The organism is Blastomonas sp. (genome assembly GCF_030373265.1).
Classification (GTDB): Bacteria; Pseudomonadota; Alphaproteobacteria; order Sphingomonadales; family Sphingomonadaceae; genus Blastomonas.
Window position 1 is genome coordinate 18,299 of the sequence record NZ_JAUCZC010000011.1, and the last position, 23,819, is coordinate 42,117.

Genomic DNA, 23,819 nt, shown 5'->3' on the forward strand with positions numbered 1-23,819 from the left:
ACGTCCCTCGACTTCGCTCGGGACAGACGGAAACTGCGTATGCGCCCCCTCTACAACATCACCGAGTTCCGGAGCGCAGTCGAGGGACGTTGCGCTTCGACCGTTTGAACGCCACAATCGGGCTACAAATATCGTTCCACGTCTTGCGCGCCATGCAGCACACGAACAATGATGATTGCGGCCTCAGTATCGCGAAAATAGAGGATGTGTGATCCGGTTTGTCTTTTGGAATAGCCCGGCCTGACATCCACCGGCCTTCCTTGCTTGCTACCACTGGCCAGCGCGGCGCAGCTTGCGCGGATGTCCTTGGTATAACGATCCGCTTGGTCCAGCCCCCAATTGGCGGCGCTACAGTCCCAGATTGCTTCGATATCGGCTTCTGCTTGCGGCGAGAAGACCAGCGCCTTCACTTGCCTGCAAACTCCGCCCGCTTGCGCGCCATCAGCGCCTCAAAGTCCAACGGACCAGGTTCACCCGACTGTTCGCCGACGATCAATGCATCTTGCAACGCGCGGACCTTTGCCTCGTGCTCTTCGAGTAATCGCAAACCCGCACGAACGACATCGCTCGCTGAACCATAGCGACCGGTGCCAACCTGTTCGGCGATAAACCCAGAGAAGTGATCTCCAATGGTGACTGACGTATTGCGAGCCATAGCCGTCCCTGCATCCTGCTGATGAAAGCAGATTTATACCAAAAAGTATTACAATACAATCACACCGTCATCGACGTCCCCCTGTAGATCCGCGCGCGATACCGCGAATCCTGGGCGTCGGGGAGCGGGGCACCGACCAGCAGCACCGCGCGGGCAAAGCGCTTGAGCTCCTCCTGATGCTCGACCGCGTTGCGCGGCTCTTCGGAGCGGATGCGGCGGGTGAGGTTGATCTGGTTGGTCGGCACGTCGTGCACCAGCCGCTCGTTCTCCACCGCCAATGTCGCGGTGAAGGCGTGCAGCGTCGTCTTGACGAAGTTGGCGAGCGCGAACGCCGGGCCGCTCTGGCCGAACGGAACGTCGGGCGAGACCAGCACCAACTGGCAGCCATCGTAGAGCGAGGCCTTGCGCGCGACACGGAAATGCTGGGTGAGGTTTTCCTCGCACAACGCGCGGAACTCCTCGGGCTCAAGCATCGCGCCGTCGTCGAACAGACGGTCGGGAAGGCCTGCCATCGGGGTCGAGACCACTGTGGTGGGCCGTCCGAAATCGGTGAGTGCCGCGTCCATCGCCGATTCCACATCTGCACCGCAAACGCGAACGGTCATCTTGTCGGCTACCTCCTGGTCCAGCAGTGCGAGCACGCCCGCGCCGCCCGCCTCGCTGCGGGTCAGCAGGACCATCCGCGCCACGCCAAGGCTACCGATCAGATGGTTGGCGGTTTCGGCGATGTAATCGGCCAGATGCTCGCCGATCACCCACACCGTCTTGCCCTTCATCTGCTCGAGCCGCTCCTGCTTGGGGCTGCCGAACATCTCGCGCTCGGTGTACGATCGTTCGACGCTGAGGCCCCCTGAGGGCATGAACGTCTCGCCGCTGACCGCGCGATCGGCGAGGTAGAAGACGGTCGCCTGCGCGACTTCGCTTTCCTTGGGCATCGCGCCCAGATGCAGCTGCGACAGCACGCCGCGCCCGACCTTGTCGGCCTCCTTGCCGATCCGGTCCTGCGGAAGGTAGGGCATGTCGTCGGGCGGGGTGACCATCAGCCACCCGGTGAGACCTTCAGAGGTTCCGCTGCGCGCCTGCCAATCGGCGTCCTGCAGCAGATAGCCCGCCGAGCGCAGCCGCGCGAGCAGGCGACCTGCGATATCGGGGGTCAGCAGATAGCGATCCCAGGTGCAGATACCGTCGCCCTCGCGCGCCAGCTCGAGGCACAGCAGCCGCAGCGGATCGGGGGTCGAACGGTCGTGGCTGAGATAGCCGGTATCGTTGCGCGCCAGCCTTCCGAGCACGTGCGTCACCTCGGCGCCCTCGCGGATCGACTCGACAACGGCGGCATAGACCGCGTTCAGCCGCTTGTTCTCGAGGATCAGCCTTGCGCGCCGCAGGAACAGCCCGGGCTTGCCGCCGGTGCCCGAGAGCCGGTCGCCATCGACCGGGCCCGGCGCGATCGCATTGACCTGGATTTCGGGGCCGAGGAAGCGCGAGAAACTTTCGACCATCGCGCGCTGCCCAGCCTTGGAAACAGCATAATCGGCGCGGTTGGGATAGGCGACCGCGAGAAACTTCTCGCCGCCGAAATAGCTCGAAACGTTGAGGATATAGCCCGATCCCTGTTTCTTCATGATCGGCACGACATAATGCATCAACAGATAGTTGCTGATAAGGTTTGCGTCCAACGTCCAGCGCCACGTGTCGAGCGGCATGTCGATGACCATGTCCTCGGCGCCCGCGACCCCGGCGTTGTTGATCAGATAATCGATCCGCCCGAACTCTTCCATCGTCGCGTCGGCCGCCTTGCGCAGTGCAGCGAAATCGCTGACATCGACATCGGCGATGAACTTGATCCGCCGCTCGACGCCCGAAAAGCCGACATCCTGCAACTCGCCGACGATGCGTTCGCGCGCGGCCTCGAGCTCGCTTGCGCGGCGCGCGACCATCATCACCTTGGCCCCTGCCAGCGCGAGCAGCCGCGCCACCTGACCGCCGATCCCGGCAGAGCCCCCGGTGATCAAAGCGACCTTGCCCAGATGCAGGCCGGTGATGTTCTCGGCAAAGCCCAGCATCGCCTTGCGCGCGCCGGTTTCCTCGCCGATGTTCGCGGGCAGGTACAAAGAGGTCTCGGTGATCTTCTGTTCCTTGAACACGATCCGCGTCGCATGGCCCGCGGCAAAGCGCGTGTTCTCGTCCTCTTCGTTGGTATAGCGCACGATCTGGTTGCCCCAGGCGGCACGCTTCTGCTGGCCTTGCGCGAGGTCGACGCGCGATTCGTCGCGCCAGATGGTGATCAGCTGCGCGATCGCCGCGGTCAGGACTTTCGCCGCCTTGTTGCCCTTGCCGTCGCTGGGCGCGGACATGAAGACGAAGCGCGGGTCCTGCATCAGGTCGGTGCGACCCTTCCAGTAGCGCCGCAATGTGCGGGCAACGGCAATCGTGCCGGTCAGCTCGACATCGATCAAAGCGTCGACCTCGGCATCGGAAGCTGCGACCAGACTGTCGCCGAAATGGTCGGCAGGCTTGACCGGAAGCACGATCGCGCTGTGGATCGCGCCGTGCGCGTCCGAATAGGCGCGGATCGCCGCTTCCATGCCTTCGGGCTCGGCGCGGTTGAAGCGCATGATGGTGAGGCCCTCTTCGGCGCCCTGCGCCTTTACCCGCGCCTCGGCCTGCGCGACGTCGACCTGCCGGGTCATGCCCAGCAGCACCCGCGCGCCGCATGCCGCCTGGATCTTGGCCATTTCGAGCGCATCTTCCCACTGCTCGCCCGCCGCGATCAGCACGGTGAGGCCTGCGCCATCCAAGGACCGCATCGACGGGCGGGTCATATAGGTCGAGCGCGAATCCTTGCGCACCTGCATGCCGTGGGTGACGTCGATCTCGTTGCCGTTGAGCGCAGAGGATTCATCGCTCGCGAGGAAAAGACAGGCATCGGCAATGTCGCCCGGCACCGGCAGCGTCTTCTGCTTGGGTGCGCCGCCCACCGCGCGTTCGAGCGTCATCCGGCCCATGAAGTGGTTGGCAGTTGTGTTGTCAGCCTCGCCCTGCAGCGAATCCATCGCGGCGAATACGGTGCGGATGCGTTCGCTTTCGATCGGACCGGGGAACACGGTGTTGACCCGGATTCCGTTCGCGCCGAGTTCCTTGGCGAGCTCCTGGCTCAGCGCATTCAACGCCGCCTTGGGGACGACATAGGCGGTGCGGCCATAATAACGGGTGTGCGAGAAGATCGTCGAGATGTTCACCACCGATCCGCCCGCAGGCATGATCGGCGCGGCGGCGCGGGTCAGGTTCCAGCTGACGCCCAAGAGGTTGCGCATCGCATCGGCGACGGTTTCGGTGTCGCCATTGGCCTCCATCTCGGCGCGGGTCAGCGGCACGTTTTCGAGCGTCTGGCGCGGCCCTGCCGAGCCTGCGTTGTTGATCAGCACATCGATCCGCCCAAGCGCGCTCTTGACCTGATCCATCGCAGCACGGACCGAATCGGGGTCTGCGCCATCGAGGATCACGGTAAACACCCGCGCATCTTCGACCCCGGTTTCGGCGAGCAGGGCCGCCTTGGCCGCCTCGAGCCGCTCTGCGGTGCGTCCGGTCATCACCAGGGTTGCACCCTCGCCGATGAAGCGGCGGATGATCGCGCCGCCCAGATTGCCCGCGGCCCCGGTGACCAATGCCACCTTGCCCGCCAGGCGCCCCGATGCTTCCGGCCCCTTGGTTGCTTTGCTCTTGCTGCTCGTCATGTCGGTATTCCCCTGCCGCGCCAGTTCTGGCGGCTGATTTCGTTTAAAGGCTGGATGCGGCCCAGTATTCGAGCAGCTCGTCACGGCTGCGCAGCCCCATCGCGGGCAGCGCATGGTTGACCACATAGGTCGCGCCGGTGTGGCGGTTGTCCCACATCGCCTGATGCGCCTCAGGCAGCCCGTCCCAGTCGACCACTTGCGGTTCGGTGACGCTGAGCAGCCCGCCGGCGATCATGTTGTTCATCATCGTCACCTCGTGCGCGTTGCACAGATGGGTGCCGAAGATGTTGGCGGTGGGCATGATGATCCGGCGCTGCCGGGTCCACACCTGCGGCGCGTAGAAGGTGTAGCGGCGGCCCGCCATCTCCTCGGCATAGACCACGCGTCCGCCGAACGGCTTGACCAAAGAGGTCGAGACCCCGAGCGAGTCCTGCCCGGCACGCTCGATCACCAGATCGGGCACGCCGCGCGGATTGCCCGGCGAGCCGAGGATGCGCCCGACCGCGGTGCCGAACGGTTTCATCGTATGCTGCTGATAGCTGCGCACGCCTTCCTTGAACCGTTCGATATCGGTGCGGGCATCGGGCAGCCGCGGCAGGCTGTCGGGCCAGAGGAACTCGCTGTCGCGGCGCTTCAGCCCTTCCAAGCTGATGATGCCCTCGACCGATTCCTCGAGCCCCAAAGACTGCAGGAATTCGCGCTGGCCATCGGTGGTGGTGACGATCACGGTGCGCGCCTTGTAGAGCCGCGCCGCCTCGATCATCTCGAGCCCCAAGGGATCGGCAAGATCGCGGCTGCCAGGACCGTAGTACAACAGCACCGATTCCCCGCCGCGCAACTGCGCGCGCGCCAGCATGTCGGAGGGCGAGGCGCTGCCGGTCTTGCCCATGAAGGCGAAGTGATAGCCCGACGATGCGCCGTAGAACGCCAGCGTGCCGTTCTCCTCGAGCAGCTGGAAGCTGCGCGGGAAAGCGGTTTCGCCGGCATGGCTGACGACGAAGTCGGCAAGCGCTCCATCGTTGATCGCGCGGTATTCGTCGAGCAACGCCGACCCATCTGCCTCCCATTGCCGCGCTTCGTCAGGATCATCGGGGACGGCGGTGAACAGCGCGGCAAAGCGCGGGTCCTTGCGGTTGAGCGCGCCGACCGCGCCCTGGTCCTTGACGAAGCCTGCGCGGTCCTCGCTCGAGACCAGCCCGGTCGCCTTGAGCCCCGAGGTGATGCTGCTCTTCAATGCATCGAGCCCGGTGCCGGTGGCCGAGCCTTCGACGAAGATGGTTCTTCCCGGAACAATCCCCAGGGTTGTGAACAGGCAGCGGGTGATCGTCCCGAGGTTGAGCACATAGGACCCCGCCTGCTCGAGCGTCAGATCGGGTGGCACGCGGTGGAGCTGCGGTCCCTGGACGTTGAGGAACTGCGCGTGGCTGCCGGTCTTGGTCTCATAGCCTTGGATCGCGAACCCTGCGAACATCGGATCGTCGCCCGCCTGGGGCGAGAGCAGGTCCGAGGTGCCCGAATAGACGACCACCATGTCGCCAACACGCAGCCGGCCCTCGCTTTTGACCTCGCTCCCTAGAGCGGCGACCAGCGCCAGACCGCCCGAGCCGGTGATCTGGACGTCCTCATCATGGCTGTCGAACGGCGACACCGGGATACCGGTGAGCGCCCAGATGTCGTTGAAGTTGACCTCGCTGGTCAGCATGTAGACCAAAGCCTCGTTGGGTTCGGGCGCGACCACCGGGACGATATGCTCGCGCTCGTGGCTTGCGGGCGGCCCGAAACGTGGGCTCCCGGTGTCGGGATCGCGGCTGATGCCGAAGGCGAGTTGCTTGTGCGGGATCGCGGTGACCCCGGGATAGAACGGCGCGCCGACGGGCAGCAATTGCCCCGATGCGATCATCTCGGCCTTGTTGTCCTCATGCTCGGAATCGATCCACACGCCATTGCGACGCACCGGTAGCGGCGGGCTCTGCTTGTCCATGAACTGGCGGATGCCGGTCTTGCCGCCTTCGGGGTCGATGATCGCTTCGGCGAAATGCTCGCCCTCGCGCTTCAAACCGGCGGCCATGCCTTCGGTCCAGCCGGTGCGCACCGCATCGAGCGCACGCGCGCCCGCTTGCCCGCGTCCAGCCCAGTCGAGCTGTTTGAGGATGCGCTGGAGGAACGGGTCCTCGAGCACCGCGTCGAGATCGATATGCGCGGGGTTCGCCCAGCGCTTGGTCATCGCCTTGCGATCGGCGAACGCCTTGCCCAGCGGGCTTTCGGGCCCGTGCCGTGCAAATTCGCGCACCATGCCATGCGCGAGGCTGAGCACGTCGTTCGAGGCATCGGCGACCTGCTCGATCGCGCCGATCTCGAGCGCCTCGTCGGCGCTGATCGCGCGTCCGCCCAGGATCAGGTCGAGCGCATCGCGCAGGCCTTCGGCAGCGCGGCGCTCCGCGAGCAGGCGGGGCAGACGCTGCGTTCCGCCATAGCCGGGGAGCAGCCGCAGGTTGATCTCGGGCTGGCCGAAGCGCGCGACGGGTTCCGCAATCCGGTAATGGCAGGCGAGCGCAAACTCCATGCCGCCGCCCAAAGCCACGCCCTGGATCGCCGCGATGCAGGGCTTGCCCATCGTCTCGATTTTGGAAAACGCCAGCTGCGCGTTGTTGGGCAACACGCCCGCTTCCTCGACGGTGTTCACCTCCTCGAGCATCTGGCGGATGTCCGCGCCCGCGACGAAAGAGGCGGTGCCTTGCCCTGTAAACACCACCGCGATGACATCGTCCTTGCGCGCAAGATGCTCGACCACGATCACCAGTTCGTCGATCGCGCGTTCGTTGAGCGCATTGACCGGGGCGTTGGTAACGGTGACCGTCGCGACGCGCTTGCCGTCTCCCAAAGCGTTGTACTGGATCAGGAAGTAGCGATAGCGCTCGAACAGCGCCTGTTCCTCGGCGAGCGTCTGCTTGCGTTGCCAGGCGGTGACCGCGGCCTTGAGCACGTCGATGCTCTCAGGATTGCGCAGCGTACTGGTATCGCCGATCTCGCCGCCCTCGACGACCGCGCGCACCATGCGGCGCATGTACTTGCCCGAGCGGGTCTCGGGGAATTCCGAGACCTCGAGGAAGTCCGACGGCACCGCGACCGCACCCTTTTCCGTCCGGACCAGATCGGTCAGACGGCGGCGATCGTCCTGCGTCAGTCTGCGTCCCGCGACTACGGTGACGAACGCGATCGGAGTCGCCCCCTTCTCGCGGTGCGGTGCGCCGACGACGAGCACGTTGCCCACCGGCGAGTTGGGATCGAGCGTCTTGTCGCGCAGGATCGCGCCTTCGATTTCCTCGGTGCCGATGCGGTGGCCCGAGACGTTGATGACATCGTCCGAGCGGCCGTGCAGCGAGAACGATCCGTCCTCGTGCCGGATCGCGAAATCGCCCTGTGTGTACCCCCAGGTGCCGCGCCAGCGCTGCCAGTAGGTGCTCGAATAGCGACCGGAATCGCCGCGCCAATCAGGGTTGACCCGCACCCCGCCCGAGTGCTGCTCGAGCGTGAAATGGTCGGTATCGCCCCAGATGGTGCGGGTGAGGTAGGGATAAGGCAAAGCGATGACGATCTCGCCCTTCTCTCCGTTCTTCGCGCGCCGCCACGGCACCCCGCCGCTGCCATCGCGCACCAGCCCGAAATCGGCCTCGGGTGCGTCGGGATCCTCGACCCAGACATCGCCGACGATCCACGGCAGCGGATAGGTGTGCGCGTCCGCTCTCAACGGGAAATCGGTGTTGCCGTAGAAATGCGTCCAGGCGATGCCGCCATGCTCGGTCGCCCAATAGCTGTTGATATACCAGGACGTGACATGGTCCATCGCAAACGCCTGCACCGAGGGTGATGTCGGTTCGGCACAGAAGGTCGCGACCTTGAGCGACGACATGTCGTAATTCTGGATGTCCTTGAGGTTCTCCGGGTCCTGCATCACGCTCTTGAGGAAGGTGACGCCCGCCTTGAAGATCTGCACCTTGTGCCGCTCGATGATCGAGGCGAAACGGCCTGCGTGCGGGAACACCGGCGAGCCTTCGGTGATGATCGTGGTCACGCGGGTGAGCAGCGCGCCCGCGATCAGATAGCTCTGCCCCGTTATCCAGCCCGGATCGGCGACGACGAACATGACATCGCCCGGCGACGCATCGAACGCCACCGGCATCGTGGCTGCGACGCCCGCGCAATAGCCGCCATGGACATGCACCACGCCTTTGGGCTTTCCGGTCGAGCCCGAGGTGTAGATGATGAAATTGGGGTATTCGGCATCCACCGGCAGCGGCCTGGATGCCGCCCAGATCGCGCGGACGAAATCCGTGTCAGCCAGCGCCAGCAGCGCGGCTTCGTCAGCGACATCCAGGCCAAGCCCGCGTGCGGCATCGAGGATATGCCCGCTCGCCTGTGTGGTGAGGTCATGGCTCCAGTGATCGCGGCCCGCATTCCACACCAGATCGGGCAGTGCGGTATGCCGCACCACCACCACGGCATCGACGCGGGGCGGCGAATCGACCAGGGCCGACGCAATCGCCATCCGCAGGTTTGCGGCCTGCGCGGCGGACATCCCGCTGCCCTGCGCCAGATCGTCGAGCGCGCGGCCGACGCCGCGCATCACATCGGAACGTTCGACGGTCACCTCGCCATCGAGCAGCTCTGCGACCGTCTCGGTGATCTTCGCGCGCGCCGTATCGTCCGCGCCCGATGCGGGATCATCCAGCGCGGCCGCCAGCAAGTCCATCGCGGTGCCAACGCCGATAAAGTTGTCGAGCGCAGGGTCGGTGTAGCTGGTCTTGAACGGCACCATCTGCGCGTTGCGATAACTGCCATCGGCGGTGATCACGATCTTCGCGCCCGCATCTGCAATGCGGTCGGACAATGTCTTGTCGCTGAACCCGCCGAACACCGGGGTGTAGATGATACCCGAACGCTTGGCGCCTTCGGTCCAGTAGATCTGCGCGGGGATGCTCGGCATGTTGAGCGCGATGCGATCACCCGCCTTGAGGCCCAGAGCAGAGAGCGCGAGCGAACATTTCGCCGCCTCCAGCATCAGCTTCTTTCGGCTCACCGGATAGCAATCGACCGGGCCGCCGCGGCCGTTGTCGCTCGACATATTCCAGCGGTCGCCCTCGAAGATCAGCGCCGTCTCGTCACCGTGCCCCGCGAGCACATGCCGGTCGACCTCGTTGAAGCCGCTGTTGGTGAAGGCGCCCTGGAACCAGCGCCAGTTTGGCGCATCGTCGGCATTGAGCCCGCGCGCCCAGGGCATATAATCTGTCCCAAGGTCGAGGCTGCGCGATGCTCCGGTCGTGGCATCCCAACCGGTCCACGCGTTCGCGACCGTATCGAAATAGCCCCACGCCGCCAGCTCGGGCAGGTACCAGCAGATCGCGGAGCGCGCCTGCTGCCCGTGAAAGGCGCCGGGATCGGCAATGCAGGCATTGCGCATCGCATTCCAGCTGGCCTGATCGGTCAACGGGTTGCTGCGGGGTGGAATGGCGGGGGCTGCCACCGGAACCAGCGCCGTCAGCGGACGGGCCTGATCAGGCGCGAATCGGGAAAAGAAGGCATGAGTTCGCAGCTCTCCTGCCGGTCCGGTCCAGCGCGATTCCCAAATCGCACCCAGCCGGGCTCGGCGAACGAAACAAATGTCTCCCGCCCGTCAAATAACATATTGTTTCAAGAAGCGGTAGGGGCCGTTTGCCCACCGCGATCAGAGCTGGTGCCAGCGTCCCACCGCGCGCGACACCGCTTGCATCAGCTGCATCCGCTGCGGAATGCTAGCGGTCGTCTCAGCCAGCATGACCGCTACGGCATAGCGGGTTCCGTCGGGCGCGGTCATGATGCCGACATCGTTATACCCGGTCGAAACCGGCGGCAGATCCTGCCCCGTGCCGGTCTTGTGCAGGAACTTCCAGCCTGCAGGAACGCCCGCCTTGAGCCGGTTGGGCCCACTACGAGTGCGACCAAGCGTGTCGAGCATAAGCTGAGTGGATGTCGGAGAGAGCAATTCGCCGCGCGCCAGCCGCGCAAGCGCATCGACAATGCCCTCGGGGCTGGCACCGTCGATCGGGTCCGCGACATAGGCCGCCAACAGGTTGCGGCGACGGTCAAGAGGTATGCGTTCCCGCTCGGCCTGGAACGCCCGTCCCGCCGACAGGTCCTGCCGCCACTGCACTCCGGCGATGCCGCTTTGCAGCAGCCGTTCCCCGGGGCCGAAGCGGATATCGGACAGTCCCTTGCGACGCAGGAACTCGTTGACCACCGCAGGCCCCCCCGCGGTGCGCAGCAGCGCATCGTTGGCGCTGTTGTCGCTGGCGGTCAGCGCCTCGTTGATCAGGGTGCGCACGGTTTCACGCACCGTACCTTCCCGCGCCACCCGTGCGGCAAGCGGCTGGTGGAACAAGGTCAGGTCATCGCGGGTGATCGTCACTGGTGTATCGAGCGCAAGCTCGCCGCGATCGACCTTTTCGAGCACCGCCATCGTCACCCACAATTTGGAGACGCTCTGCTGCGGGAACAGTTCGCCGCCGCGCTGACCGACTACCCAGTCGCCATCGATCCGCCGCACCGCGATCCCCGTCTTGCCCGGAAACGACCGCCACAACGCCAGAAGATCGTCACGCAGTCCCTGCGGCACGACATTGGTCGCGCGCGGCGCGAGCGGCGGCGGCACCGGTTGGACACGTTCGGGCGCGGGACGGATCGGAGGCTGCGAGGTCTGCGCGACCTGACGCGGCCCCGAGACACAGGCGGCGAGCGATGCTGTCGCGAAGAACAGGAACAGCTTGCGAGCGAACATGCGGTGGCTTTCTGGTGAAGGAGCAGTGATGTGTGACACACAGCCGATGTATGCACGGTTAAGCCGTTAGCGTCTGGTTCCCAAGCGATGGCCATTTTTGCGGCGAACGATTCACTGCGCGCGGTGAATGACTGTCGTCCTCTCCCCTCCCGCTTGCGGGAGGGGTGGCCGAGCCAAAGGCAAGGCCGGGGTGGGCCTGTACCGTTGTGAACTTCAGGCCCACCCCGGTTCAGCAAGCTGAACCTCCCCCTCCCGCAAGCGGTATGGGAGACGATTCAAGGCACCAGCACCGTGTCTTCCGCCATCGGCAGCATGTCGGGATAGTCGCTGTTGAAGTGCAGCCCGCGGCTTTCCTTGCGCTCGAGCGCCGAGCGGACGATCAGGTCGGCGACCTCGATCAGGTTGCGCAGCTCGACCAGATCGGGGGTGACGCGGAAATTGCCGTAATATTCCTCGACCTCGCTGCGCAGCAGTTCGATGCGGTGGCGCGCGCGTTCGAGCCTTTTGGTGGTGCGCACGATGCCGACATAGTCCCACATAAACCGCCGGATTTCGCGCCAGTTGTGCTGGACGACGACCTCTTCGTCCGAATCGGTGACCCGGCTCTCGTCCCAGGGCAGAATTTCGGGCGGCGGGCCGAGGTCGTCCCAATGCGCGATGATGTCGGTGGCGGCGGCATCGCCGAAGACGAAGCATTCGAGCAGCGAGTTGGATGCGAGACGGTTGGCGCCGTGCAGCCCCGACTGGCTGACCTCGCCCGCGGCATAGAGCCCGGGCAGATCGGTGCGGCCGTTGAGATCGATCAGCACCCCGCCGCAGGTGTAATGCTGCGCCGGCACCACCGGGATCGGATCGCGGGTGATGTCGATGCCGAGGCCAAGCAGCTTTTCGTAGATCGTCGGGAAGTGGCCCTTCACGAACTCGGCCGGCTGGTGGCTTATATCGAGATGGACGTAATCGAGCCCCAGCCGCTTGATCTCGTGATCGATCGCGCGCGCGACGACATCGCGCGGGGCGAGCTCGAGCCGGGGGTCGAAATCGCCCATGAAGCGATAGCCGGTGTCAGGGATCAGCAGGTGCCCGCCCTCGCCGCGCACCGCCTCGGTGATCAGGAAATTCTTGACCTCGAGGTTGTACAGGCAGGTCGGGTGGAACTGCATGAATTCCATGTTGGAGACCCGCGCACCCGCGCGCCAGGCCATTGCGATACCGTCGCCGGTCGCGCCCCTGGGCGCAGTCGAGAACAGGTACGTCCGCCCCGCCCCGCCGCTTGCGAGCAAGGTCGCGCGCGCGGTCAGCGCCTCGACATGGCCGGTGGCGCGGTTGAGCGCGTAACAGCCCCAGATGCGCCGGTCGCCCGCAGGCGTGGCGCGGTGGCGGTCGGCGATCAGGTCGATCGCGACCATGTCGGGCAGCAGCGTGATGTTGGGGTTGGCAGCCGCCGCACGCTCGAGCGCCTGCTGCACCGCCCAGCCGGTGGCATCGTCGACATGCACGATCCGCCGGTGGCTGTGCCCGCCTTCGCGGGTAAGGTGGAGGTCGTCGGCATGATCGCCACCGCCGCCGTTGCGGTTGAACGGCACGCCCAGATCGACGAGATGCTGGATCGCCGCAGGGGCGTTTTCCACCACGAACTCGACCGTCTCGCGGCTGTTGAGGCCTGCACCTGCGACCATCGTGTCATCGATATGGTTGCTGAAGGAATCGCCTTCCTCGAGCACCGCAGCGATGCCGCCCTGTGCCCAAGTGGTCGACCCGCCCGAAATATCGCCCTTGGCCAGCACCAGCACCCGGCAGTGCCGCGCCAGGCTGAGCGCTGCGGTCAGTCCCGCCGCGCCAGAACCGATGATCAGGACGTCATGTTGCATCAACGATAACCACATGTGAGGAGGGAGCGATCCGGGGCATCAGGGCTGTCCTGCAGACTGACGAACAATTCATAACCGTCCGGAGGGCCAAGCGATACATCCCGGTTGATTTCGACCGGGAAGCCGCCACTTCGCAGCGCAGCCAAGGCAGCGGCTGCCGGAACAGCGAATTCGAGACTGAAGTCGCCCGGATCGCCACCTTCAGGAAAGGTCTGATGAATGGCGTGGAGGGGAAGCCCCAGCATCGTGCCCGAAACGCGAACGCTGAAGGCTGTCCAGCCGTCGTGCCGTGTCGTCTCGATCTGGCCAAAATGCGCAGCCAGCGACGATGGCGCAGCTATTCGACCCGAACGCAAATGCTGGTCTGGGTCGAGAACAGCTTGAGGATCGACCACCACCATAGCTTGAAGAAATCGCGCCGTTTCAACCCCAAGCCGGCACGTTGCAGGGTCTTCAAAAGCAAGCAAGCCATCCAAAGCCGTCGGAGCCTGCATCTGCCGCTCGGCGCAGCTGGAGAGAAGCGCAGCGCCCATTGCGATCGCCGCAATCTGTTTCACGCCACCGCCTTGGTGAGGTTGAGGAACACGTCCTCCAGATCGGGCTCGCGGGTGGAGACGTCAACGATGCCGTAGCCTGCCTCGCGCACCCGGCTCATCACCTGGCCTGCGTTCAGCCTGTCCTTGCTGTAGCCGATCTCGAGCACGCGGTCGGTGAGCTTGCTGACCTTGTCGAACGCCGGGTCCGCGGGCAGCGCGGCGATGTCCTGGTCGAGCGTCAGCACGATCAGCTTGTCGCGCGCCATGCCGACCATCTCGGCGGTGGGCTTGTTGGCGATCAGCCGGCCGTGGTTGATGATCGCGATCCGGTCGCACAACTCCTCGGCCTCTTCGAGGTAATGCGTGGTCAGCACGATGGTCACGCCTGCGCGGTTCAATTCGCGGACATAATCCCACAATTGCTGGCGCAGATCGATGTCGACCCCCGCGGTGGGCTCGTCGAGCACCAGGATGGGCGGTGAGTGCACCATGGCTTTTGCAACCAGCAGCCGCCGCTTCATCCCGCCCGAGAGCGTGCGGGCATAGGCATCGGCCTTGTCCTCGAGCCGGACCGCGCGCAGCAGTTCTGCCGTCCGCCGCTGGTCCTTCGGCACGCCGAACAACCCCGCCTGGAGTTCGAGCGATTCTGCAGGGGTGAAGAACGGATCGAACACGATTTCCTGCGGCACGATACCGATAGAGGCCTTGGCGTTGCGCGGGTTGGCGTCGATATCGAAGCCCCAGATACTCGCTGCGCCCGAGGTCTTGCGGACCATGCCCGAGAGGATGTTGATCAGCGTGGATTTGCCTGCGCCATTGGGCCCGAGCAACCCGAAGATCTGGCCACGCGGCACATCGAAGCTGACACCGTCGAGTGCGAGCTTGTCGGGAGCTTTGCCTGCGCCTTTGTAGATCTTGCGCAGATTGTCGATGGAGATGGCGGCCTGGGTCACGGCAAGCGGATTAGCCGCTTGGGATCACTTGCGCAAAGGGAAAGGTAGCGCCTTGAAATGCAGCGGATCGGGATACGCGGAGCAGCGCACCGCCCAGGTATCCCGATCATCGCTGACAACCCCGGCGCGGGGGAAATCGCTTATTCGGCGACTTCGTAATATTGCGGCGCTGCCTCGTTGAGGATCTCAAGGATCTTCTTCAGCGCGGCAGGCTCGTCGGTCTTTTCCATGGCGGCCAGTTCGCGCGCGAGGCGGCTGGAGGCCGCTTCGAAGATCTGGCGTTCGGAATAGCTCTGTTCGGGCTGGTCATCGGGCCGGAACAGGTCGCGGGTCACTTCGGCGATCGACACGAGGTCGCCCGAATTGATCTTCGCTTCATATTCCTGGGCACGGCGCGACCACATGGTGCGCTTGACCTTGGGCTTGCTTTTCAGCGTTTCCATGGCTTCGCGCAGCGTCTTGTCCGACGAAAGCTTGCGCATGCCGATGCTTTCGACCTTGTTGACCGGAACGCGAAGGGTCATGCGTTCCTTTTCGAAGCGCAGCACGTACAGTTCGAGCTGCATGCCGGCAATTTCTTCCTTCTGAAGCTCCACAACACGGCCGACGCCATGCTTGGGGTACACCACATAATCGCCTACATCAAAAGACAGCGCTTTGGCGGCCATTCAAAAACCTTTCTCAATTCAGGGGAAGCGGGAGTGTTTTCGAACCTGCGATCCTGCCGTCCGAATCAAACCTCCTCAAGCATGTGCCGAAAGCGGGACACCCATTTTCAGCGCTGCACTGCAGCACTGATAGGCGCTCCTTAACAGATTCGTCACAAAATAGCCACCCTGTAATGGCCATTCCGGACCCAAATGGGGTCTGCGATCCCCAAAAACAAGCGTCGGCGGACGCACAAGTGCGCCCGCCGCTACGGAATGTGGGAACGATTGCACTGGCCCGAGGGCAAATCCTTCCCGGATGGAAAGGGGGATCGGATCAGTCGCCTTCGCCGGGTTCGGGCGAGAAGAACGCTTCGTATTTGCCGTCCTTGCCCTTGTATTCGTCCGCGTCGGGCGGGGAATCGCGCTTTACCGTGATGTTCGGCCATTCGGCGCTGAACTTGGTGTTGAGCTCAAGCCATTTTTCCAGGCCGTCCTCGGTATCGGGCAAGATCGCTTCGGCAGGGCATTCGGGTTCGCACACACCGCAGTCGATGCACTCGCTGGGGTTGATCACCAGCATGTTGTCGCCTTCGTAGAAGCAGTCCACGGGGCACACTTCCACGCAGTCCATATATTTGCACTTGATGCAGGCGTCGGTGACTACATAGGTCATCGGCTGTGATCGCTCCCCTGAGTGGTTTGCCGGGCATATCGCGCCGGATGGGCATGGTGATTCTGCCGGCCTTGCTATTGCGATAGCTCCGGTGCGTCAATATGGCGCTGCCTCGGGCAGGCAAAGCCCTGCTTTATCCGCTCGCGCGCCGGTCTTCGGGCTCGCTGTAGCAGGCCATCGCCTCTTCCGCCGGGCCACGACGCCACGGCAACCGATCGATCTGCAGCACCAGCACCCGTGGCCCCTGGGGTACGGTAAGGATATCACCGCAGCGCACCGCGTGGTGCGCCTTGACCACCCGGGTGCCGTTGGCGCGGATCAGACCCTGTTCGGCGAGCCACTTGCCCTGCGACCGGCTGCGCACCAGCCGCAGATACCACAACAACACGTCCATCCGGATGTGCCCACCGGTTGCTGTCCCCGCGCCGCCTGTGTCAGCCAATCGCCACCTTCCATTCTGCCAGGGCTGCAAAATGCCCATTGCTGGAGGGCGGATCGGACGCTTCAGGCGGCTTCTTGCGCGCCAGCCCGCGCCAGCGCCATAACGGCGCTGCGTCGCCCTCCCCCGTCTTCGCGCCATCGCGCCGAAAGCCCGCCGCCCGCATCAGCCGGTCGGCATTGGCAGCCGTGAGCCCCATCGAGACCGCAAGCGCAGGATCGATCGGGAAGCTGGGCGCCTGGCCCCGACGATCATGCGCGGCGCGGATCAGTTTCTCGGCCATGTCGGTGCGCAGCGCCTGATCACCGACAATGCGATAGGCCGGGTGTCCCTGCGATGGCAGCAAGTTCGCCGGAACGACCGTACGCAGCGCGGAAACCTGGGGATCGGACGGAACCGGCATCGGGTCGCCGGTATGGACCGCGCGCAGCATGGCAAACAATCGCTGGCACTCGGGCCGGATCATGCCTGCACAGAACACATCCAGGCTGCCCAGCCGCACCCCCAGCCGCTGCAGCACCTGCCGCGCGGCAGGGTCGAGCGCACTGATCAGCCCATCGGCCTGGACACGCGGCATCGCGCCGCCTGCATCGATCAGTTGCACCAGAAGCGCGCGCAACGGGCCCGAGCAGCGCCGATCGGACGCGGCCTTTGCCAGCGCCCGCAACGCGGCGAGCGGCTGGCGCAATTGCTCTTCGAGCCAGCCTGCAACATGCGTGACCAGCGCCTCGTGATCGGCGCGCGGCAAGGCTTCGAGCGCGCGGTCGGGCTGAAACCGGGGATCGGCCAGCGCGGCGCCGCGGACGATCTGGCCAATCCGCTGGCCGCGCCACTGCAAGGCGAGGCGGCCGCGATCATCGGCAGCGAGCGCCAGCGATCCGGGCGCATCGCCGATCAATTCTCGCGCACGCCGGGCCAGCAGCCCGGGCAGATGCCTGTCAGCCGCAGCGAGCAGCAGCTTGCGATCGGCCAGCCGCGCCTGCGCATCGACGACAAAGGCAAAGCCGTTGAGTTGACCGATCGGCTCGCCATCGACGCAGATCGCATCTCCGTCCTCCAGCGTCACCGGCAGCAGCGATGCATCACCGCCCAGGCCGCGCAGCAGCACCGCAGTGCGCCGGTCGACGAACCGTTGCGCGAGCGCCTTGTGCAAGGCGTCGGACAGACGTTCCTCCACGGCGCGCGCGCGGCCCGCCATCTCGGCGGGGTCGGCCAACCAGTCACGCCGCTGCGCCACATAGGCCCAGGTGCGGATCGCAGCGATGCGCGCGCCCAGTTTCTCGACATCGCCCTGCACCTGATCGAGATCGGCGATCCGCCGGGCGATGAAATCCGCAGGGATATGGCCGAGCCCCGTACCCAGGTGCTGCCACAGCTGGCTGACGAAGCTGGCGTGATGCTCTGCCCCGCGATGCTGGAAATCGGGCAGGCTGCACACCGACCAGAAGCGCCGCACCGCCGCCTTGCCGCGCACGCTTGCGCCGATTTGCGGATCATCGGCCAGCCTCCGCAGCACCGCCAGGTCAATCGCTTCGGGCGCGGGTTTCAGCACCGGATTGGACGGCATCTCCTCAAGATCGGCGATCAGATGTCCCAGGCTGTCGAAACGCGGCGCCGAATCGCGCCAGAACAGCGATTTGAGCGGTGGGAACTGGTGCTGCTCGATCCGCTCGATCTCTTCGTCGGTGAACTGCGCATCCGGTCGGCCGGCGACCGTGCCGAAGGTGCCGTCGCGCTGATGGCGACCCGCGCGGCCTGCGATCTGGGCCATTTCGGGCAGCGTCAGCCGCCGGCGGCGCGCGCCGTCATATTTGTAGAGTGAAGCGAAGGCGACATGGTCGACATCCATGTTCAGCCCCATGCCGATCGCATCGGTGGCGACGAGGTAATCGACCTCACCCGCCTGATACATCGCGACCTGCGCATTGCGGGTCGCCGGGCTCAATGCGCCCATCACCACCGCTGCGCCGCCGCGAAACCGTCGCAGCATTTCGGCGACGGCATAGACTTCCTCCGCCGAAAAGGCGACGACGACGCTGCGCGGCGGCAGGCGCGACAGCTTCTTGATACCAGCATAAGAGAGCGTCGAAAATCGCGGCCGGGTGGTGATCTCGGCATCGGGGATCAGCGCGCGCACCATCGGCGCCAGCGCCTCCGACCCCAGGATCATCGTCTCGTCGCGGCCACGAGCATTCAGGATGCGATCGGTGAAGACATGGCCACGCTCGGGGTGCGCGCCCAGTTGCGCTTCGTCGATCGCGACAAAGGCGAAATCGCGGCCGTCCTGCAGCGGCATGCTCTCTGCTGTAGACAGGAACCAGCGCGCGCCGGGCGGCACGATCCGCTCTTCCCCCGTGACCAGAGCAACCTCTTTGGGCCCCTTGATGGCGACCACCCGGTCATAGACTTCCCGCGCCAGCAAGCGCAGCGGAAAGCCGATCAGCCCGCTGGAATGCGCACTCATCCGCTCGATCGCAAGGTGCGTCTTGCCGGTGTTGGTCGGCCCCAGCACGGCAGTGACCGAGCCCTGCGAGTATCGGGACGAAAATCGGGTCATAGAAAAATGCCTTCAGGCTTCCGGCTCAACATCATGGCCGCGCCGCCAACATGCAAGAGCGTTTTGGCTCGTCTCGCGACCAACCGCTCAGGTTCCGCGACTGACCCGGCATTTTACACTGCTCGTCCCAGCGCCGCCCAAATTGGTGGCGGGTTAATTTGACTTTAACCGGCATTCTCCACAAAGTTTGCGGGCGAGGGAAAATCGCCATCGTGCCCGCCGGATCTGTGCGGCGCGCGAGATTATGGCGAACAAAGGGTCGGACTTGTTTCAGCAACGCGAACAGCTTTTGGGGGCAGGTGCCGCCACCGCCAGATTGTCGATGGCCGATGCGCTGCCGACGCCGGCGATCGGCGTCCCCACCGATGGCCTGAAGGCGCTGGGTGACCGCTGGGCGGGCTTGGTTGCGTGGGTTCAGGACACCAACTGGACCCCTGATCTGGGCCAGAACATCGGCAGCTTGGAATGGTTTCGCGGGCTGGCAACGCTGTGCCTGCTGTGCACCTGCGCCTATGCCGTGTGGCCGGGGATCCATCCGTTGGCGGCCGTTGCCACCGCCCCTGCCCCCGTTGCGCTGGAAGAATTGCGCAGCCAGATGATCATGCCGATGGCGTTCGGCAGCGATACCGGTCGCGCCATGGCGGCCACCGATGCGGTGGTCGCGCTGCGCCAGGCACCCGAGCGTCCGACGATCGAACTCGCCGCCGTGATCGGCCGCGGCGACAGCTTCACGCGGGTGATGCAGCGCGCGGGCGTGGGCAGCGGCGATGCGAAGACGGTTGCCGACCTGGTCTCCTCGGTGGTGCCGCTCGACGACATCCGCGACGGCACGCGTATCGACATCCGGCTGGGTCGCCGCTTTGCGCGCAATCAGCCGCGCCCGGTCGAGACGATAGCCTTCCGTGCGCGGTTCGACATGAACGTCGAGATCGTCCGTGCGGGCTCGGAACTCGATCTTGTCCGCAAGCCGATACTGGTCGATGATACCCCATTGCGGGTTCGCGGCACCGTGGGATCCAGCCTCTATCGCTCGGCGCGGGCTGCAGGCGCTCCACCCCAAGCGATCCAGGCCTATTTGCGCACGCTGGGCACCCAGCTTTCGATCGGCAGCGACATCCGCGCCACCGACGAGTTCGATATCATCGTCGACTACAAGCGCGCCGCCACCGGTGAGGTGGAGATGGGCGAACTGCTCTATGCCGGGCTCGAGCGCAGCGGAAAGCCACGCGCGCAGATGCTGCGCTGGAAGGCCGGCGGCAGCACCCAATGGTTCGAGGCATCGGGCGTTGGCGAAGAACGCGGCGAGTTCGCCCGACCCGTCAACGGCGCGATGACATCGCGCTACGGAATGCGTCGCCACCCGATCCTGGGTTTCCGCCGCATGCACAGCGGCATCGATTTCCGCGCGCGCAGCGGCACGCCGATCTATGCAACGGCAGATGGCGTGGTGAACTATTCCGGACGCAAGGGCGGATACGGCAATTTCGTGCGCATCGCGCATGGCGGCAATCTCGCCAGCGGCTATGGCCATATGAGCAAGATCGCGGTGAGCAACGGCACCCGCGTGCGGCGCGGCCAGGTGATCGGCTATGTCGGCTCGACCGGCCTGTCGACCGGCCCGCATCTGCATTACGAGCTGTATCGCGGTGGCCGCGCGATCGACCCGACCTCGGTCCGCTTTACCTCGCGCGCCCAGCTTTCGGGCAGCGAGCTGGCGAACTTCCGCGCGCGGCTGAAGCAGCTGCTAGGGGTTTCTCCCGGCGCAGCGCTGCAGTCGATCGCCCCGGCGGCCAATGCCCTGCCTGCCGAACCCAAGCGGGAAATCGAGCGGATCGCGGGCACGACGATCGCGTAACGGCTTCGCCTGGCCCGCCTGTCTGCTAACGCAGAAGCGCAGGCCCCCGATCAATCCCCGCCGACACGCTCGATGTCTGCGCCCACCGCCTGCAGCTTTTCCTCGAGCCGTTCATAGCCACGATCGAGGTGATAGACCCGGTTGACCTCGGTCTCGCCTTCAGCGGCCAGACCCGCGATGATCAGGCTCATCGAGGCGCGCAGATCGGTCGCCATCACCGGCGCGCCGACCATCCGGTCGACGCCGTGAACCACCGCGGTGCGGCCCTTGACGTCGATATGCGCGCCCATGCGGTTGAGTTCGGGAACGTGCATATAGCGGTTCTCGAAGATCGTCTCGGTCAGCATGCTGGTGCCTTCGGCCATGCACAGCATCGCCATGAACTGCGCCTGCATGTCGGTGGCAAATCCAGGGAACGGCGCGGTCGACAGCGTTACCGCCTGCAGCTTGCCGTTGGGACGCACCGCGATGCCATCGGCGATTTCTTCGACATGCACGCCTGCCTGACGCAGTGCGGCGACGGTTGCTTCCATCTCGTCAAGCTTGGCGCCGATCAGGTCGAGCGGGCTGCCAGTGATCGCGGCGGCGCAGGCATAGCTGCCCGCCTCGATCCGGTCGGCCATCACGCGATAGGTCGCACCGTGCAGCCGGTCACGTCCGTGGATTACCAGGGTCGAGCCGCCGATGCCTTCGATCTTGGCGCCCATCGCCACCAGCAGGTTGCACAAGTCGACGATCTCGGGCTCGCGCGCGGCGTTGCGCAGCGTCGAGGTGCCCTTGGCGAGCACCGCGGCCATCAGCGCGTTCTCGGTCGCGCCGACCGACACCACCGGGAAGCCGAAGTCGCCGCCGGGAAGCCCGCCCTTGGGCGCGCGCGCGGTGACGTATCCCGCCGCGATCTCGATCTCCGCACCCAAAGCTTCGAGCGCCTTGAGGTGCAGGTCGATCGGGCGGTTTCCAATCGCGCAGCCACCGGGGAGCGACACCGTCGCCTCACCCTCGCGCGCCAGCAGCGGTCCCAGCACCAGGATCGATGCGCGCATCTTGCGCACGATGTCGTACGGCGCGACCGTGGCGGTGACCCGGCCTGCGCGCAATGTCATCACCCGGCCGAAATCCTCGGGCCGCGCGCCCTCGATCATCGTCGAGACGCCGAGCTGGTTGAGCAGATGGCCGAAGCTGTCGACATCGGCGAGCCGCGGCAGGTTGCGCAGCGTCAGCGGCTCATCGGTGAGCAATGCGCACGGCAACAGCGTCAGCGCGCTGTTCTTGGCTCCGGAGATGGGAATACGGCCCGAAAGCGACTTGCCGCCGCGAATGATGATCTTGTCCATCGCCGCTGTTTAACGGCTGGAGCCCCGGGTGCAAGAGGGGTGGACTTGCCAGCCGCTCAGATTTTCTCGAGCGTGCACTGCAGCGGGTGCTGGTTTTCGCGCGCGAAGTCCATCACCTGGTTCACCTTGGTCTCGGCGACCTCATAGGTGAAGATGCCGCAGACGCCGACGCCCTTCTGGTGGACGTGGAGCATCACCCGGGTCGCCTCGTCCATGTTCATGCTGAAAAAGCGCTTGAGCACCAATACGACGAATTCCATCGGGGTGTAATCGTCATTCAGCATCAGCACCTTGTACTGGCTGGGCTTTTTCGACTTGGCGCGGGTCTTGACCGCGATCCCGATATCGGGCGGGCCATCGTCATTCGGGTCCTCGCCATCCGGGCCTGCGTGCACGGGCATGCGCATGCCCCGCATGGCGGGATCATGGCGCGCCGGGCGCAGCGCGGAAGGGTTGGTCGCAGGGTGCATAGATGATTGCGAATATCGTATTTGGCTGGCCACAGGCAAGGGGTCGCATGCAAATTGAAGCGATCTTCCCGATCACATCACCCTGTGCCCGCCTCCCTGCATCGCGGGCTATGGCGTTTTGCACGTCCTTCCGTTAGGGGCTGGCCCATGCATTTTCTCGATCAAGCCAAGATTTTCATCCGTTCGGGTACCGGCGGACAGGGCGCGGTGTCCTTTCGCCGCGAAAAATATGTCGAATATGGCGGCCCTGACGGCGGCAATGGCGGCAAGGGTGGCGATATCATCTTCGAGGCGGTCAGCGGGCTGAACACGCTGATCGACTTTCGCTACACCCAGCATTTCAAGGCCAAGCGCGGCACCGGCGGCATGGGCCGCAACCGCACCGGTGCGGGCGGCGACGACCTTGTCATCAAGGTTCCCGTCGGCACGCAGGTACTCAGCGAGGACAAGGAAGAGGTGCTCGCCGACTTCACCCATGCCGGCCAGCGTCTCACACTGCTGCGCGGCGGCGACGGCGGGCGCGGCAACTTGAGCTACAAGACCAGCACCAACCGCACCCCGCGCCAGCACGGCCCGGGCTGGCCCGGCGCCGAGATGTATGTCTGGCTGCGTCTCAAGCTGCTGGCCGACGCCGGCCTGGTCGGCCTGCCCAATGCGGGCAAGTCGACCTTCATCAACCAGGTGACCAACACCCACGCCAAGGTCGGCGATTATCCGTTCACCACCCTGCGTCCGCAGCTGGGCGTGGTCCAGCACAAGAACTGCGAGTTCGTGCTCGCCGACATTCCCGGCCTGATCGAGGGTGCGGCCGAAGGCGCAGGCATCGGCGACCGCTTCCTGGGCCATATCGAACGCTGCCAGGTGCTGATCCATCTGATCGACGCCAATGGCGAGGACCCGCTCGATGCGATGCGGATCGTCGATGGCGAACTGACCAATTACGGCGCCGGGCTCGACGAAAAGCCACGTCTGGTCGCGCTCAACAAGGGCGATCTGCTCGATGACGAACTGATGCGGCATTTCTCCGACGAGCTTCTGGCCGCGGGTGCCGAGCGGGTGTTCCCGATTTCGGCGGCGACTGGCGCCGGCATCGAGGCGCTGTTCGACGCGCTGCTCGAATACCTGCCGCGCGACACCGCGACCGAAAAGCCCGAGGGAGTCGATCCGAACGCCGACAGCGAGCCGGGGGTCTGGTCTCCGGTTTAACGGGCAGCCATCGATTGTTTTTGTATATCCCTCCCATCTCTCGTCACCCCCGCGAAAGCGGGGGTCCCGCTTCTAAAG

Annotated in this window: 16 protein-coding genes; 2 read left to right on the forward strand and 14 right to left on the reverse strand. The window is 65.1% G+C overall.

Annotation, left to right across the window (positions count from 1 at the left end; translation table 11 throughout):
- Nucleotides 1-122 precede the first annotated feature (122 nt).
- The 12 genes from QUV11_RS08375 to QUV11_RS08430 all read right to left on the reverse strand — a co-directional run bounded on the left by QUV11_RS08375 (nucleotide 123) and on the right by QUV11_RS08430 (nucleotide 18,876).
- Entirely contained in the window at nucleotides 123-410 is a 288-nt protein-coding gene (locus QUV11_RS08375; protein WP_300881561.1) for a type II toxin-antitoxin system RelE/ParE family toxin, read from the reverse strand.
- On the reverse strand, nucleotides 407-655 hold the full coding sequence (locus QUV11_RS08380) for a type II toxin-antitoxin system ParD family antitoxin (RefSeq protein ID WP_300881563.1): 249 nt from the start codon (nucleotides 653-655) through the stop codon (nucleotides 407-409). The genes QUV11_RS08375 and QUV11_RS08380 overlap by 4 nt, the downstream gene beginning before the upstream one ends.
- A gap of 59 nt (nucleotides 656-714) precedes the next feature.
- Nucleotides 715-4,389 (reverse strand): SDR family oxidoreductase, encoded by a 3,675-nt coding sequence (locus tag QUV11_RS08385; RefSeq protein ID WP_300881565.1) that lies wholly within the window; start codon nucleotides 4,387-4,389, stop codon nucleotides 715-717.
- Nucleotides 4,390-4,432: 43 nt separating this feature from the next.
- A complete protein-coding gene (locus QUV11_RS08390; protein ID WP_300881567.1) occupies nucleotides 4,433-9,874 on the reverse strand; it encodes an AMP-binding protein in 5,442 nt (1,813 codons plus the stop codon).
- Nucleotides 9,875-10,111: 237 nt separating this feature from the next.
- Entirely contained in the window at nucleotides 10,112-11,200 is a 1,089-nt protein-coding gene (locus QUV11_RS08395; protein WP_300881568.1) for a serine hydrolase, read from the reverse strand.
- A gap of 275 nt (nucleotides 11,201-11,475) precedes the next feature.
- Entirely contained in the window at nucleotides 11,476-13,068 is a 1,593-nt protein-coding gene (nadB, locus tag QUV11_RS08400; protein WP_300881569.1) for an L-aspartate oxidase, read from the reverse strand.
- Nucleotides 13,068-13,625, reverse strand: coding sequence for a hypothetical protein (locus QUV11_RS08405; RefSeq protein ID WP_300881571.1), 558 nt, complete (start codon nucleotides 13,623-13,625; stop codon nucleotides 13,068-13,070). Before QUV11_RS08405 ends, nadB begins: the two co-directional genes overlap by 1 nt.
- The gene (locus QUV11_RS08410; protein ID WP_300881573.1) at nucleotides 13,622-14,557 is read right to left on the reverse strand and encodes an ABC transporter ATP-binding protein; all 936 of its coding nucleotides are present in this window, start codon (nucleotides 14,555-14,557) and stop codon (nucleotides 13,622-13,624) included. The genes QUV11_RS08405 and QUV11_RS08410 overlap by 4 nt, the downstream gene beginning before the upstream one ends.
- A 140-nt stretch (nucleotides 14,558-14,697) precedes the next feature.
- Nucleotides 14,698-15,225: a CarD family transcriptional regulator gene (locus QUV11_RS08415; RefSeq protein ID WP_054135725.1), complete on the reverse strand. Its 528-nt coding sequence runs from the start codon at nucleotides 15,223-15,225 to the stop codon at nucleotides 14,698-14,700.
- 316 nt (nucleotides 15,226-15,541) lie between these two features.
- On the reverse strand, nucleotides 15,542-15,880 hold the full coding sequence (gene fdxA, locus QUV11_RS08420; RefSeq protein WP_300881577.1) for a ferredoxin FdxA: 339 nt from the start codon (nucleotides 15,878-15,880) through the stop codon (nucleotides 15,542-15,544).
- A 133-nt stretch (nucleotides 15,881-16,013) separates the two neighbouring features.
- On the reverse strand, nucleotides 16,014-16,322 hold the full coding sequence (locus QUV11_RS08425) for a S4 domain-containing protein (protein WP_300881579.1): 309 nt from the start codon (nucleotides 16,320-16,322) through the stop codon (nucleotides 16,014-16,016).
- The gene (locus QUV11_RS08430; protein WP_300881581.1) at nucleotides 16,315-18,876 is read right to left on the reverse strand and encodes a helicase-related protein; all 2,562 of its coding nucleotides are present in this window, start codon (nucleotides 18,874-18,876) and stop codon (nucleotides 16,315-16,317) included. The genes QUV11_RS08425 and QUV11_RS08430 overlap by 8 nt, the downstream gene beginning before the upstream one ends.
- A 265-nt stretch (nucleotides 18,877-19,141) precedes the next feature.
- Here QUV11_RS08430 and QUV11_RS08435 point away from each other — a divergent pair, with 265 nt between their 5' ends.
- Nucleotides 19,142-20,731 carry a M23 family metallopeptidase gene (locus tag QUV11_RS08435; protein ID WP_300881583.1) on the forward strand — a complete coding sequence of 530 codons (1,590 nt, stop codon included), beginning with the start codon at nucleotides 19,142-19,144 and terminating at the stop codon, nucleotides 20,729-20,731.
- Nucleotides 20,732-20,781: 50 nt separating this feature from the next.
- On the opposite strand, the gene murA is transcribed toward QUV11_RS08435, so the two are convergent.
- Nucleotides 20,782-22,065, reverse strand: coding sequence for a UDP-N-acetylglucosamine 1-carboxyvinyltransferase (gene murA / locus QUV11_RS08440; RefSeq protein WP_300881585.1), 1,284 nt, complete (start codon nucleotides 22,063-22,065; stop codon nucleotides 20,782-20,784).
- Between the two features lie 56 nt (nucleotides 22,066-22,121).
- Complete coding sequence (gene clpS, locus QUV11_RS08445; protein WP_300881587.1) at nucleotides 22,122-22,466, reverse strand: ATP-dependent Clp protease adapter ClpS; 345 nt, start codon at nucleotides 22,464-22,466, stop codon at nucleotides 22,122-22,124.
- Nucleotides 22,467-22,682: 216 nt separating this feature from the next.
- Here clpS and obgE point away from each other — a divergent pair, with 216 nt between their 5' ends.
- Nucleotides 22,683-23,741, forward strand: a complete 1,059-nt coding sequence (obgE, locus tag QUV11_RS08450; RefSeq protein ID WP_300881589.1) for a GTPase ObgE — start codon at nucleotides 22,683-22,685, stop codon at nucleotides 23,739-23,741.
- The last annotated feature ends 78 nt before the right edge of the window (nucleotides 23,742-23,819 follow it).